At 69.6% G+C, this 13,246-nt stretch carries 12 protein-coding genes; 9 read left to right on the top strand and 3 right to left on the bottom strand.

Annotated features, from left to right (window positions below):
• The first annotated feature begins 63 nt into the window (after window positions 1-63).
• From ACFY9N_RS14045 to ACFY9N_RS14025, 5 genes are read left to right on the top strand one after another with little or no spacing between them, the layout of a single operon-like run.
• Entirely contained in the window at window positions 64-1,341 is a 1,278-nt protein-coding gene (locus ACFY9N_RS14045) for an alpha-L-fucosidase (RefSeq protein WP_391479377.1), read from the top strand.
• On the top strand, window positions 1,338-2,258 hold the full coding sequence (locus ACFY9N_RS14040; protein WP_391479375.1) for a carbohydrate ABC transporter permease: 921 nt from the start codon (window positions 1,338-1,340) through the stop codon (window positions 2,256-2,258). Before ACFY9N_RS14045 ends, ACFY9N_RS14040 begins: the two co-directional genes overlap by 4 nt.
• Complete coding sequence (locus ACFY9N_RS14035) at window positions 2,248-3,186, top strand: carbohydrate ABC transporter permease (RefSeq protein WP_391479374.1); 939 nt, start codon at window positions 2,248-2,250, stop codon at window positions 3,184-3,186. The genes ACFY9N_RS14040 and ACFY9N_RS14035 overlap by 11 nt, the downstream gene beginning before the upstream one ends.
• A complete protein-coding gene (locus tag ACFY9N_RS14030; protein ID WP_391479372.1) occupies window positions 3,183-4,673 on the top strand; it encodes a M81 family metallopeptidase in 1,491 nt (496 codons plus the stop codon). The genes ACFY9N_RS14035 and ACFY9N_RS14030 overlap by 4 nt, the downstream gene beginning before the upstream one ends.
• A complete protein-coding gene (locus ACFY9N_RS14025; RefSeq protein ID WP_391479371.1) occupies window positions 4,670-5,590 on the top strand; it encodes an ROK family protein in 921 nt (306 codons plus the stop codon). The genes ACFY9N_RS14030 and ACFY9N_RS14025 overlap by 4 nt, the downstream gene beginning before the upstream one ends.
• A 158-nt stretch (window positions 5,591-5,748) precedes the next feature.
• Here ACFY9N_RS14025 and ACFY9N_RS14020 read toward each other — a convergent pair whose 3' ends face one another.
• Together ACFY9N_RS14020 and ACFY9N_RS14015 are read right to left on the bottom strand one after the other, a co-directional pair.
• Window positions 5,749-6,048 (bottom strand): hypothetical protein, encoded by a 300-nt coding sequence (locus ACFY9N_RS14020; RefSeq protein WP_391479370.1) that lies wholly within the window; start codon window positions 6,046-6,048, stop codon window positions 5,749-5,751.
• Entirely contained in the window at window positions 6,045-6,359 is a 315-nt protein-coding gene (locus ACFY9N_RS14015; RefSeq protein WP_391479368.1) for a hypothetical protein, read from the bottom strand. Before ACFY9N_RS14015 ends, ACFY9N_RS14020 begins: the two co-directional genes overlap by 4 nt.
• 159 nt (window positions 6,360-6,518) lie before the next feature.
• Here ACFY9N_RS14015 and ACFY9N_RS14010 point away from each other — a divergent pair, with 159 nt between their 5' ends.
• Entirely contained in the window at window positions 6,519-8,255 is a 1,737-nt protein-coding gene (locus ACFY9N_RS14010) for a PQQ-binding-like beta-propeller repeat protein (protein WP_391479367.1), read from the top strand.
• Between the two features lie 340 nt (window positions 8,256-8,595).
• Here the strand turns inward: ACFY9N_RS14010 and ACFY9N_RS14005 are convergent, their stop codons facing one another.
• Window positions 8,596-9,507 carry a LysR substrate-binding domain-containing protein gene (locus tag ACFY9N_RS14005; RefSeq protein ID WP_391479366.1) on the bottom strand — a complete coding sequence of 304 codons (912 nt, stop codon included), beginning with the start codon at window positions 9,505-9,507 and terminating at the stop codon, window positions 8,596-8,598.
• Between the two features lie 149 nt (window positions 9,508-9,656).
• On the opposite strand from ACFY9N_RS14005, the gene ACFY9N_RS14000 reads away from it, so the two are divergent.
• The 3 genes from ACFY9N_RS14000 to ACFY9N_RS13990 are packed head-to-tail and all read left to right on the top strand — an operon-like array spanning window position 9,657 to window position 13,240.
• Window positions 9,657-10,808, top strand: a complete 1,152-nt coding sequence (locus ACFY9N_RS14000) for a tyramine oxidase subunit B (protein ID WP_391479365.1) — start codon at window positions 9,657-9,659, stop codon at window positions 10,806-10,808.
• A 3-nt stretch (window positions 10,809-10,811) separates the two neighbouring features.
• The gene (locus ACFY9N_RS13995) at window positions 10,812-11,990 is read left to right on the top strand and encodes an FAD-dependent oxidoreductase (RefSeq protein WP_391479363.1); all 1,179 of its coding nucleotides are present in this window, start codon (window positions 10,812-10,814) and stop codon (window positions 11,988-11,990) included.
• Entirely contained in the window at window positions 11,987-13,240 is a 1,254-nt protein-coding gene (locus tag ACFY9N_RS13990; protein WP_391479362.1) for an allantoate amidohydrolase, read from the top strand. The genes ACFY9N_RS13995 and ACFY9N_RS13990 overlap by 4 nt, the downstream gene beginning before the upstream one ends.
• The last annotated feature ends 6 nt before the right edge of the window (window positions 13,241-13,246 follow it).

Below are 13,246 nucleotides of genomic sequence, written 5' to 3'. Positions count from 1 at the left end.
CGAGCGGGTGGACGGGCCGGGTCTCCGGTCCGTCCACCCGCTGATCGAGTCTGAGAGAGAGTCATGACAGTCGACCGCCTGGCCTGGTTCACGGATGCCCGCTTCGGGATGTTCGTGCACTACGGGCTCTACAGCATCCCTGCTCGGCACGAGTGGGTGCAGAACTACGAGGAGATCGCGCCCGAGGTGTACGAGAAGTACGCCGAGCGCTTCGATCCCGACCTGTTCGACGCCCGCGCGATCGCCCGCACGGCCCGCGAGTCGGGAGCGGGCTACGCGGTGCTCACCTCGAAGCACCACGAGGGCTTCTGTCTCTGGGAGACGGCGACCACCGAGTTCAATTCGGTCGCGACCGCGGGCCGCGACCTCGTGCGCGAATGGGTCGACGCCCTGCGCGCCGAGGGGCTGAAGGTCGGCATCTACTTCTCGCTGCTCGACTGGCACCACCCCGACTACACCGTCGACCGGCACCACCCGCAGCGCGGCCACGCCGACGTGGCCGGACTCAACGAGGGCCGCGACATGGCGCGGTACCGCGAGTACCTGCACGCCCAGGTGCGCGAGCTGCTCACCGGGTACGGCCCGATCGACTACCTCTTCTTCGACTTCACCGAGCCGGCCGTCGAGAACGGCCTGCCGGGCAAGGCCCCGGAGGACTGGGACGCCGAGCTCGTGCTCGCGATGTGCCGCGAGCTGCAGCCCGACATGATCGTCAACGACCGCCTCGGCATCCCCGCCGACCTCGTCACCCCCGAGCAGTACCAGCCGGTGCGTCCGCTCGAGCGCGACGGCGAGCTCGTCGCCTGGGAGGCCTGCCAGACCGTCAACGGCAGCTGGGGCTACCACCGCGACAACCTCGACTTCAAGAGCGGCGACATGGTGGTGCGGATGCTGGCCGGCTCGGTCGCCCTCGGCGGCAACCTGCTGCTCAACGTCGGCCCGACCGCCCGCGGCGAGATCGCGCGCCGCGACCGGGAGATCTTCGGCGCGGTGGGCGAGTGGATGCACCACCACGAGGGAGCCATCCGCGGTGCCGCCCCGTCGGCGTTCCCCGCCCCCTCCGGCACCGTCTACACGCAGCGCGGCAACCGCTTGTACGTGCACGTCTTCGACTGGCCCTTCGGGCTGCTGCACCTACCCGACCTCGGCGGCCGCGTGGAGTTCGCGCGCCTGCTGAACGACGGCTCGGAGATCTTCTTCCGCGAGGTCGCGCCCGACCAGAAGGCCTTCAATCTCGTTCCCGCCGGGCCCGCCCCCGGCACCGTCACGCTCACCCTCCCGGTGCAACGGCCCGAGGTGGCCGTGCCCGTGATCGAGCTCACCCTCACCGAGGCGCCATGATCACCACCGAATCCTCGATCGCCCCGCGCCGGCGCAACCGCCTGCGCAACATGGAGCGCTGGCACGCGCTCGGGTTCATCACCCCCGCGGTCATCGGCCTCAGCGTCTTCACGATGCTGCCCGTCGGCCTCGCGATCGTGATGAGCCTCTTCGACTGGCCGATCTTCGGCGACCGCGAGTTCGTCGGCTTCGGTAACTACATCGAGCTGCTCACCTCCTCGCCCGACTTCTGGCCGGCGCTGCGCAACTCGGTCGTGTTCACGCTGCTGTACGTGCCGATCAACCTCATCCTCGCGCTGGGCCTGGCGCTGCTGCTCGGCCCGCGCATCAAGGGCCGCGCCGTCTTCCGGGTGCTCTTCTTCATCCCGGTCGTCACCCCGATCGTCGCCAACGCCCTGGTCTGGAAGCTCATCCTCCAGCCCGACGGCCTGCTCAACGGGTTGTCGACGACGTGGTTCGGCATCACCCTGCCGAACTTCCTCGTCGACCAGAACTGGGCGATGATCGCCGTCGTCACGATGAGCGTCTGGTCGGGCCTCGGCTACAACATGCTCGTGCTCACCGCCGCTCTCGAGCAGCTCCCGGCATCCGTGCTCGAGGCCGCGCAGATCGACGGCGCCCGCGGCATCCGTCTGATGACCAAGGTCGTGATCCCGCTCATCTCGCCGTCGATCTTCTTCGCGGCGGTGATGACGATCATCTCGTCGCTGCAGGTGTTCGCCCAGCCGCAACTGCTCACCGGCGGCGGACCCGGCACGAGCACCATCCCGCTGGTGATGTTCATCTACAACACCGGCTTCAAGTTCCAGGACCTGGGCCTCGCCGCCGCGGGCGCCTGGCTGCTGTTCATCATCATCATCGGGATCACGGCACTGCAGTTCCGTGCCCAGAAGAAGTGGGTGCACTATGAGCACTGAGACCCTGCGAGCCGACCCCCGCTCCGCCCTGTCGCCGGCCACCGCCGCGAAGGGCCCGAAGGAGGGTCGCCGCGGCCGCCCGCGCCGCCCCTCCGCCGGCGCGCGTGATCGCGTCGGCCTGACCGTCGCGTACATCACGGCGATCATCGCGGCGATCCTCTTCGCCGCGCCCCTCGTCTACGCGTTCTTCTCGGCGCTCAAGCCCTCCAACGAGGTGCTGCTCGCCCCGCCGCGCCTGATCGGCAGCGAGGTGAACTGGGGCAACTTCCTCGACGTGTTCAGCTACGCCCCGTTCACGACCTACATCATGAACTCGTTCCTGGTGTCGATCGCCGGCGTGCTGGTGGTGCTGTTCGTCTCGGCGACCGCCGGCTACGCGTTCGGACGCCTGCGCTGGCCCGGCCGCGACGTCGTGTTCGTGCTGTTCCTCGGCACGCTCATGGTGCCGCAGGAAGTGCTCGTGATCCCGATGTTCGTGGTCATGCAGTGGTTCGGGTGGGTGGACACCTACCAGTCGCTCATCTTCCCCTGGGCGTTCACGGCCTTCGGCACGTTCCTCATGCGGCAGTTCTTCCGCGGCATCCCGTTCGAGCTCGAAGAGGCCGCCCGCGTCGACGGCGCCGGCCCCATCCGCACCTTCGTGCAGGTCGTGCTGCCGCTGGCCGGCTCAGCGCTCGCCGTGCTCGCCGTCTTCACCTTCATGAACTACTGGAACAGCTACCTGTGGCCCCTCATCACCGTGAACGACTACAGCCAGCTCGGCACGCTGCCGATCGGTCTCGCGAGCTTCGCGACCCAGACCGGCACGAGATGGGACCTGCAGATGGCGGCCTCGATCATCTCGATGATCCCGACGGTGATCCTGGTGATCGTGCTGCAGAAGCACCTCGTCAAGGGAATCGCGACCTCGGGGATGGGCGGACGATGAGCGCGCAGAAGCCCCGCATCGCGATCCTCGGGATGGCGATCGAATCGAGCGCGTACTCCGCGCATCGCGCGGACTACCGCGATTTCGGCCCGCTGGTCGGCGACGAGGTCGTGGACCGCTACCCGTTCCTCGCCGCCGGCACGCCGCTCGGCGACGCCGCTGACTGGATCGGCGTGTTCTACGCCCGCTCGATCCCCGGCGGACGCGTGCGCACCGAGGTCTACGCCGACTTCAAGGAACGGATGCTCTCCGGCCTGCGCGACCTCGTCGCCGACGCGCCCCTCGACGCGATCTACTTCGACATCCACGGCGCGATGAGCGTGGTGGGCATGGATGACGCCGAGGGCGACCTGATCACCGGCATCCGTGCGATCGTCGGAGACGGCCCCGTCATCACCTCACCGATGGACCTGCACGGCAACGTGTCGGAGAAGCTCGCGCTCGGTGTCGAGCTGCTCACCTGCTACCGGATGGCACCGCACGAGGATGCCTGGGACACGCGCGAGCGCGCGGCCCGCAACCTCGTCGAGTGGGTCGCGCGCGACGACAAGCCGCTGCGCGCCTGGGTGCGGGTGCCGATCCTGCTGCCGGGGGAGAAGACCTCGACCCGCGTCGAGCCCGCACGCCGCCTGTACGGCGCCATCCCCGCGATCGAAGCGCTGCTCGGTGTGACGGATGCCTCGATCTGGATCGGGTACGCCTGGGCCGACGAGCCGCGCTGCCACGCGACCGTTCTCGTGAGCGGTGAGGACAGGGAGCAGATCGTGCGCGCGGCCGAGACCCTGGCCTCGGACCTGTGGGACGCCCGCGAGGAGTTCGGTTTCGTGGGCCCTCCGGGGTCGTTGGAGGAGGGCGTCGAACGCGCTCTGGCGCATCGGGATGCTGGGGGCGCGAAGCCGTATCTGATCAGCGACTCGGGCGACAACCCGGGTGCCGGCGGCACCGGCGACGTCACCTGGACGCTCACCCAGCTGCTGGGGATGCCGGCGCTCACGGCCGAGGACGCACCGCTCACCTATGTGGGGTCGATCTTCGACGCCGGGGCGATCGAGGAGCTGTTCGCGCTGTCGATCGGCGATGCGGTCGACGTGACCGCCGGCGCGCGCGTGGATTCCCGCGTCAGCGGTCCCGTGCGCATCCGCGGCGTGCTGCACAGCCTGCACACCGGCGATAAGGATGCCGGACGCATCGCCGTCGTGCGCGTCGGGGGCCTGCGGGTCATCGTCACCGAGTTCCGCAAGGCGTACCACGCGACCGGTGACTACGCCGCGGTCGGGCTCGACCCGCTGCTCGCCGACATCATCGTCACGAAGATCGGATACCTCGAACCGACCCTCTACGACGTCGCCCAGGGGTGGACGCTCGCGCTCACCCCCGGCCCCGTCGATCAGGACCTGCTGCGTCTCGGCCACGAGCGGATCGAGCGGCCCATGTTCCCGTTCGACTCCTTCGCCGAGCGGCCCGACCTCACGGCGCGAGTGCTGTGAGCGCGGTTCTCGGGATCGACTACGGCGGCACCCGCACGAAACTGCTGCTCGCCCGCCGCATCGGCGACGAGTGGGAACTCGTCGCGCAGCGCAGCATCGCGACGGCATCCGGATCGGTGACGGCGATCGTCGACGAGGTGCGCGCGTTCGTCGAGGGGGAGCACGTCTCGTCCTTCGGCATCACGGTGCCGGGGGTGCTCGACGAGGCATCCGGAACCGTGCTGCGCAGTACCAACCTGCCCTGGCTGGACGCCACCCGTCCGGCCGACGACGTGCGCGCCGCCGTGCCGACGCTCGGTCCCGGTGTCGCGGTGCAGGACGGGTCGGCGGCGGCGCTCGCCGAAGCGACACTCGGCGCCGGACGGGGGCATAGCGACGTGTTCGTCGTGACCCTCGGAACGGGTGTCGCGGGGGCGCACCTGATCGACGGAGAGATCCACGCGGGCGCGCACGGTGCGGCGGGGGAGATCGGGCACGTCGCGGTCGGCGGCGACCTGCGCTGCAGCTGCGGCGGCATCGGATGTCTCGAGACTTTCATCGGCGGGCGGAACCTCGGGGCGCGGTGGGACGCGCTGGGTTCTTCTGCGAACGTCGGCCCGTCGGGTGCGCGGGAGGTGGTCGACGCGGCGGATGCCGGAGACGTGCGTGCCGTCGATCTGCTGGACGAGGCGACCGGGAAGCTCGCCCAGGGATTGCTCGGTCTGATCGCGACCGTCGATCCCGGTGTGATCGTGCTCGGTGGTGGGGTCGCCCAGGCGCACGATCGGGTGGTCGCCCCGACGGTCGCGAAGGTCTCCGAGGGGGCGACCTTCCACACCGTTCCGCCGATCGCTTCAGCGCAGCTCGGGCCGTGGGCCGGGGCGTGGGGTGCCGTTCTGCGCGCCGACGCCGTGGTTCGTGCATCCGTCGTCGCCTAGGGGCGCTGGCTCGCTGAGCCTCCGCCGCTGGGTCGCTGAGCCTCTGCAACGGGTCGCGGAGCCTCCGCCGTTGGGTCGCTGAGCCTGTCGAAGCGTCCCCGCAAGTAGCTGTGTCTCGGGGTGGGACCCTTCGACAAGCTCAGGGACCCAGCGTGTCGTCACTCGCCGTGTCGTCGCAACAGGGCGCGGATGCCGTAACCGATCAGCGCCGGGACGATGCACAACGCGAGAATCTGCAGAACTGGGTCGAACAGCGGACGACTCCAGAGGAAGACGATGCCGCCGGGCATCGCGGCGCAGAAGAACATCAGGAGCCAGAACTCGCGCGGTCGGCCAAGTCCTTGGTTCTGACGTTTCCTCGCGCGGAGCCGACCGAAGTTCAGCCCGTACGCCAGCGAGACGCTCACGAGCGCGGTCGCGACGGCGATGCTGATGTGGGTGGCGGCCTGTTCGGTCATCGGACGCCCTCCTCGGTCGTCGGATGCTCTGTCGGCCGGTCGCTTCGGCGATAGCGGCAGTGCTGCGCGAGCAGAGCGGCGCCGAAACCCGCCAGCGCGGGAAGCAGCGCGAGCAGCAGGTACTGCAGCCACAGCGGCTCGATCACCGGCTCCTCCCACAGGCGTACCGCCGTGAAGACCAGCCAGATAGAGACGAGGATCGTGGCGATCCGGCGCCTGCGCGCGTTGCTTCGGGTGGAGGCGAGCGTCATTCCGAGGAAGAGTGCCCAGAGCGCCAGTGGCGCGGCGTGGAGAAATGTGCCGACGGTCATGTCGTGTCTTTCGCTCGTCGACCCTCCCCAGGATGGACAGCGAGTCGGCGACGATACGGGCCGATTCTGGACGGCGCCTGAGCGGAGTGATCCGATCTCGAGTCGGCGACAGATTCGGGCGGCGTGCACGTCTTCTCCGTGGAGACGGAGAGGGACACGATGACAGGCGCGGCCGAGCAGGAATCAGGGAACGAACCGGAGCACGATCACGCGCTCGCACCGGAGGAACAACGACGCCCCGGGCTGATCTCGGCGGCCGGGGTGTCGCTCCTCGTCGCCGGATGGGTGACGACGCTCGTCGCGACGTGGTGGGTGCCTCAGGGAAGAGTCGAGACCGATCAAGGTCCGGCCACGATCGCCGTGCATACCTGCGCGATCATCGCGGCCGTCTTTCTCGTGGTGACGATCGTGCTCTGGCTTCGAGGACGCTTCCCGAGGTGGACCGCGTTCCTCGCGGCCGTACCGCTGTGCGTGCTGATCCCGAGTGCACAGCGTGGCCTGAGCGACGAACTCGCCAACGGGTGGGTCTCACCGGACACTGTCGTCACCCTCATCGGTGCGATCGCTTCCGGCACCGGCGCCGTGCTGATGCTCACGGCATCCTTCCTTCCGGCTCGGCGCGCCGCTCGTCGTACTGCAGTTGCCGCGGTGATGAGCCTCTGCGCGCTTCTCGTGGCGGCGGCATGCGTGGTCTGCGCAGCGTGGTGGGCCCCGACGGCGAAGCTGACGGCGACGACAGCGCCCGAGGCCGCGGGGCCGGCGCCGGCCCTTCCCGATGACCTGTCCGCGGTCGTCTGGACGGCCGAGTTGCCCCGTCCGGCGAACGATGTGCAGCTCGCCGGAGACGGGATCGTCGCGCTCGTGGAAGACGGCGTCGTCGCGCTCGACAGCGAGACAGGTGAGCAGCGGTGGGAGTACCGACGCGACGGCGTGGTCACCCCATTGCTGCGGGTCAGCGGTGACGGGCGCACCGTGGCGTTCGTGTGGGAGCCGGCGTCGAGAGGGGTCCGCGAGTACGTCTTCCTCGATGCCGATACGGGGCGCGAACTGCACCGCGGGGCGAGCGATGATCCCGAATCACCGGCGCTCTCCGAGCGCATGCCGATCGTGGGAGCCGATGCGTACGTCGCCATCGACGACGAGCGGCGTGCGTTCATCGCGTTCTCGTTCCGTACGGGCGAGGAGCTGTGGCGGTATCCCGTGCCCGACGAGTGCGAGCCCTTCTCGACCTGGCGTGCCCTGCGGACGGCGGGGGCGGTGGTGCTTCCCCTCGACTGCGGGGCGTCGTCGGCGGCCGGCAGGGAGCTGCGCCTGCTCACGATGGCGACGGATGCCACGGTCGCCCGGGAGGACACCTTCGCGTTCGAGAGATACGGCGAGTTGTGGACCGCCGACGACGGATCCGCCCTGTATGTCGCGCTCGACAGCGGAGACGAGCCGACCGTGCGCGTGGACCTCGCGACGGGGGAGCAGCGCACCGTCGCCGAGGAGGAGCTCGGCTGGACGATCGAGGGGAACGACGACGTGATGCTGGCGGAAGAATCACGCGGACACCGCGCTCGGATGGTGTGGATCGGCGACGCGCGCAGGCTCCAGGTCGACTCGACCGACGGTCGTCTCCTCGGCATCGTGAAGTTCCCGTGCGCTTTCTTGTACGAGATCGTGGTGACCGATCTGCTCGCCGCGTGCATACAGTTCGACGAGAGCGGATTCACCGCGGGGGTCAGCCCGTTCGATGGCGACACGAGATCGATCGGGATCGATCTGCATATCGACGTCGACGAGTTCCACGGGGAGCGGGGCTACGGTCTGCTGCGCGCACCGGGTGCTTGGGTGGCATGGGCCGCCGATGATCCGGAGGGGGAGCAGACGCCGGTGCTCGTGGGGCTCCGCTGACCACGGCGTCCCTGAGCTCGTTGTGCGGTACCCAGTTTCGGGGTGGGGGCCTTCGACGAGCTCAGGGACCGAGGGGCGATGGGAAGAAATGGGAAGAAGAAGAGGGAGGGCGTGGGGCGCCCTCCCTCGGGATCCGGCCGTGGGGACCTGGATCTGATGCCGGCGGGGAGGCCGGCGAAGGCGAGAAGCCCTTCACCGGTTAAGACGTCGTAAGTTGGCTTTCGTGACGCGGCCACCGGGGTGAGTTTTCGGCGGTCCAAGGGAGAGAAGGCGATTCGAATTGCTCACTTCGTTGCCCCGGGTGCCGAGAAGCGACGAAGTGAGCGACTCGAAAGCCGGGCTACACCGAGACCGGGAGCGACCGGGCGGCGTCGTGCAGGCAGTCGATGAAGGCGCTGAGCACCGGACTCTCGGCGCGGGCCTGCCGCGCGGCGAGCAGCTTGGTCGTGGGGGATCCGGCGAGCGGCACGATGGCGATCGACGGCGGCACGAGCTGGCGCACCGACTCGGGGAGGATGCTCGTGCCCACTCCCGCGGCGACGAAGCCGAGCGCGGTCTCCTGGTGCACGACCTCTTCGATCACGTGCGGAGTGCCGCTGGCCGTGCCGAGCACCTCGGTGACGCGGTCGACGAACCCCGGCATGAGCGAACGAGGGTAGGTGATCATCGGAACACCGGTGATCTGCTCGGCCGTGACCTCGGTGAGTCCGGCGAGCGGGTGGTCGACCGGAAGGCAGGCGACGAGGCGCTCCTCGAAGACCACCTCGCAGGTGAGGGAAACGGATGCCGAACCCTGCGGCGGCACCTCGTCGCGCACGATGCCGACGTCGAGTGTGCCCTCCCGCAGCCGGGCGAACTGCTCGCCCGAGGTGAGGGGAACGAGGCTGAGCGTGACCTTCTCGCGGCGCGCGCGGAAGAGCTGCACGACCCCGGGGAGCACGGTGTAGTTCGCCGAGCTGACGAACCCGGCGGTGAGGTGCCCGGCGAGGCCGTCGACGTAGTCGCGCATATCGGAGCGCACGGCTTCGACCTCATCGAGGATGCGACGGGCGCGCTCCTGCAGATGCCGTCCGGCCGGGGTGAGAGAGACGCGCCGCGTGCTGCGCTCGAAGAGCGGGGTGCCGACCTCTTGCTCGAGGCGGCCGACCTGCACGCTCAGCGGGGGCTGCGACATGTGCAGACGCTGGGCCGCGCGGCCGAAGTGGAGCTCGTCGGCGACGGCCATGAAATAGCGCAGTTGACGGAGCTCCATGAGGGCACGATACGTGTCTCGTATTACCGCTCCGTTACGGGCGGATTGCGAGCAAAACGCTATTAATCAGCGCGAAAAATGGTATTTGACCTGGGGTTGTATGAACGGGTTCTCTGGTCGGGAAGCACCACGATCCGAAAGGCCCGGCCATGACCGCAGAGACTCCCAGCACCCGCATCGACATGCTCTACCTGAGCGAGCCCGAGGTCATCGCCGCCGGCGTGAAAGACATGGATCGCTGCATGGAGGTCATGGAGGAGGTTCTCGTACTGGTCGCGAAGGGCGACTACCGGATGGCCGGCAACTCCGCCAACTCCCACGGCGCGCAGATCAGCTTCCCGCAGTCCTCGCCCTTCCCGGGCATGCCGCTGGATGCGGCCGACCGACGCTTCATGGCGATGGCCGCGTACCTCGGCGGACGCTTCGACACCGCCGGAGTCAAGTGGTACGGCTCGAACATCGACAACCGAGAGCAGGGGCTGCCCCGCTCGATCCACCTCATCGTGCTGAACGACAAGCAGACCGGCGCCCCGTTCGCGATCATGTCGGGCAACCTCGAGAGCGCCTACCGCACGGCCGCCGTGCCGGGCGCCGCCGCCAGGAAGCTCGCCCCCGTGAACGCGAAGTCGCTCGGCATCATCGGCCCCGGTGCCATGAACAAGAGTGCGCTGCACGCCATGACCGCCGCGCGTCCGACGCTCGACACGATCCGTATCAACGGGCGACGCCGTTCGACATCGGATGCCTTCGCCGACTACGTGCGCGAGCACTACCCGCAGTTCACCACCATCGAGATCGCCGACACGGTCGAGGCCGCCGTCGTCGACTCGGACATCGTGTCGGAGGCGGTCACCGGCCTCGTCGGCTCGGAGAACTACCCCTACATCGACGGCGACTGGATCAAGCCCGGTGCCTTCCTCAGCCTCCCGGCGAACCTGCGCATGGACAAGGAGTACACGCTCTCGGGCAAGGCGCGGCTCATCGCCGATGCGAAGAAGATCTACGAGGCGTGGGCCGAGGAGTACCCCGGGCCGTCGCACGAGACCGCGTTCGGCATGATCGGCCTCTATTGGCAGGACCTGATCGACGCGGGCGAGCTCGACGAGTCCCGCGTCGTGAACATCGGCGACGTGTTCGACGGCAGCGCCGTGGGTCGCGAGTTCGACGAGCAGCCCGTGCTGTTCAGCGTCGGCGGCATGGGCGTCGAAGACGTCGCGTGGGCGAAGACCGTCTACGAGAACGCGGTGGAGCTGGGCATCGGCACGAAGCTCAACCTCTGGAACACCCCCGACCTGGCCTGACCGATGACGACCACCGAATCCGCGACATACGCGATCATCGGCGCGGGCCTCGCCGGAGCATCCGCCGCCTGGCGCCTCGCCCAGACCGGCGCCGACGTCATCGTGCTCGAACGCGACGTGCCGGCATCCGCCCTGGGCAGTTCCCACGGTTCGGCGCGCATCTTCCGTTACGCCTACCCCGACCCGTTCTACGTCGACCTCGTCGTGCAGGCGAAGCGGGGCTGGGACGAGCTCGAGGCGGCGAGCGGCGAGCGCCTGATCACGTCGAGCGGCTCGCTCGACTTCGGGGTCGTGCGCGACCCGCACGGCCTCGCCCGCGCGCTGGAATCCGAGGGTGTCGCGCACGAGCTGCTCACCGCCGCGGAGGCTCGGAGCCGCTGGCCGCAGCTCGACTTCGACAGCGACGTGCTGTGGCACCCCGGCGCGGGAGTGCTCGACGCCGAGGGCACCGTCGAGGCGATGCTGCACCTCGCTGAAGCCGCCGGTGCCCGGGTGCGCACGGGGTGGGCCGCGGCATCCGTCCGTCACGCCTCGACCGGCTACCTCGTCACCTCGGAGACCGGCGAGACCGTGCACGTCGCGCAGGTGATCGTCGCGGCGGGCGGATGGCTGCCCGCCCTGCTCTCGGGCCTCGACCTGCCGAGCGGATTCGTCGACGCGCTCCCGCAGTTCGAGGTGCGGCAGGAGAACGCCTTCCACTTCCCGTACCGGGATGCCGCCGACGCCGGAGAGGCCGCTGCGGATGCCGCGACCTCGTGGCCGACCTTCATCTACAAGGGCGAGGAGATCCAGACCTACAGCCTTCCGGGCGGCCGCGACGCCGGGTTCCGAGGCCAGAAGATCGCCGAGTACAACGGTGGGCGGGTGATCCCCTCGGCCTTCGCGCAGGACGGGCTCATCGACCCCGCCAACCGCACACGCGTCACGGGGTTCGTCGAGCGCTTCGCCCCGGGCATGGTGCCCGAGTCGTACGCGGAGACGACCTGCCTGTTCACGAACGTGCCCCGAGACGACATGATCATCGATCGCGGCGAGGGCATCACGATCGTCTCGCCGTGCTCGGGGCAGGGCGCGAAGTTCGCGCCGCTCCTCGGTGAACTCGTGCTCGATCTCGTCGCCGGATCGGAGCGGGCCACCGACCGGTTCCGCGCCGCCGGCCAGCGCTTCGCGGGGGTGTCGTGAACGCCCGCGGCCCTGTCGTGAGCGCCCGCGGCGACGCGAACGCGCTGCTCGCCGAGATCGCGGGCATCGGCACCGATCCCGTGCGCGGCGGCTACACGCGCCCCGTGTTCTCGGCACCCGAGCGCGACCTGCGCGTCTGGTTCATCGAGCGCGCGGTCGAGCGCGGACTGGAGGTCGAGACCGACGGCAACGGCATCCTCTGGGCCTGGTGGGATCCGGAGGGAACGGATGCCCCCGCCCGCCGCGACGCGATCGTCACCGGCTCGCACCTCGACTCGGTGCCGGGCGGCGGCAATTACGACGGCCCGCTCGGCGTTGCGAGCGCGCTCGCCGCGGTCGACGTGCTGCGTGAGCGCGGCATCCGTCCCGTGCGTCCGCTCGCGGTCGCGGTGTTCCCCGAGGAGGAGGGGTCGCGGTTCGGTGTCGCCTGCCTCGGCTCGCGCCTGCTCGCCGGGGTCGTCGCACCCGACCGGGTCCGGGCGCTCACCGACGACACCGGGCGCACGTATGCCGAGGTGTCGGCGGATGCCGGATTCGACCCGGCCCTGATCGGCGCCGACCCCGACCGCCTCGCCGCGATCTCGGCCTTCGTCGAGTTGCACGTCGAGCAGGGGCGCGGCCTCGTCGACCTCGACCGACCGGTCGCGCTCGCCGGCGCCATCATCGCCCACGGCCGCTGGCACGTGCGCATCGAGGGGCGCGGCGACCACGCCGGCGCCACCCGCATGGCCGACCGCCAGGACCCGGTGGTGATCGCCGCCGAGACCATCCGCAGCCTCCGCGCGCAGACCCTCGCGGTCGACGACGCCCGTGGCACCGTCGGACGGATCGTCGTGACCCCCGGCGGCACGAACGTCATCGCCTCGGCCGTCGACCTCTGGATGGACGTACGCCACCGATCGGAGGACGCGGTGCACACGATCGTCGCGGCCGTCACCGCCGAGACGCAGCGCGCCGCGGCATCCGAGGGGTGCACCGTCACCGTCTCCGAGCAGTCGTTCTCGCCGACCGTCGAGTTCGCCCCCGAAATGCGCGATGCGCTGCAGTCCGTGCTGCTCGACGCGCCCGTGCTCGACACCGGCGCCGGTCACGACGCCGGTGTGCTCGCCGACGTCATCCCCACCGCGATGCTCTTCGTGCGCAACCCCACCGGCGCATCGCACACTCCCGCCGAAACCGCTGGCGCCGACGACATCGCCGCCGGTGTCGACGCCCTCTCCGACGTGCTCGCCCACCTGCTCACCCGCTGACCCGCA

The organism is Microbacterium sp. NPDC008134 (assembly GCF_042957055.1).
Classification (GTDB): domain Bacteria; phylum Actinomycetota; class Actinomycetes; order Actinomycetales; family Microbacteriaceae; genus Microbacterium.
This window is presented reverse-complemented; position numbering and strand designations above follow the sequence as displayed.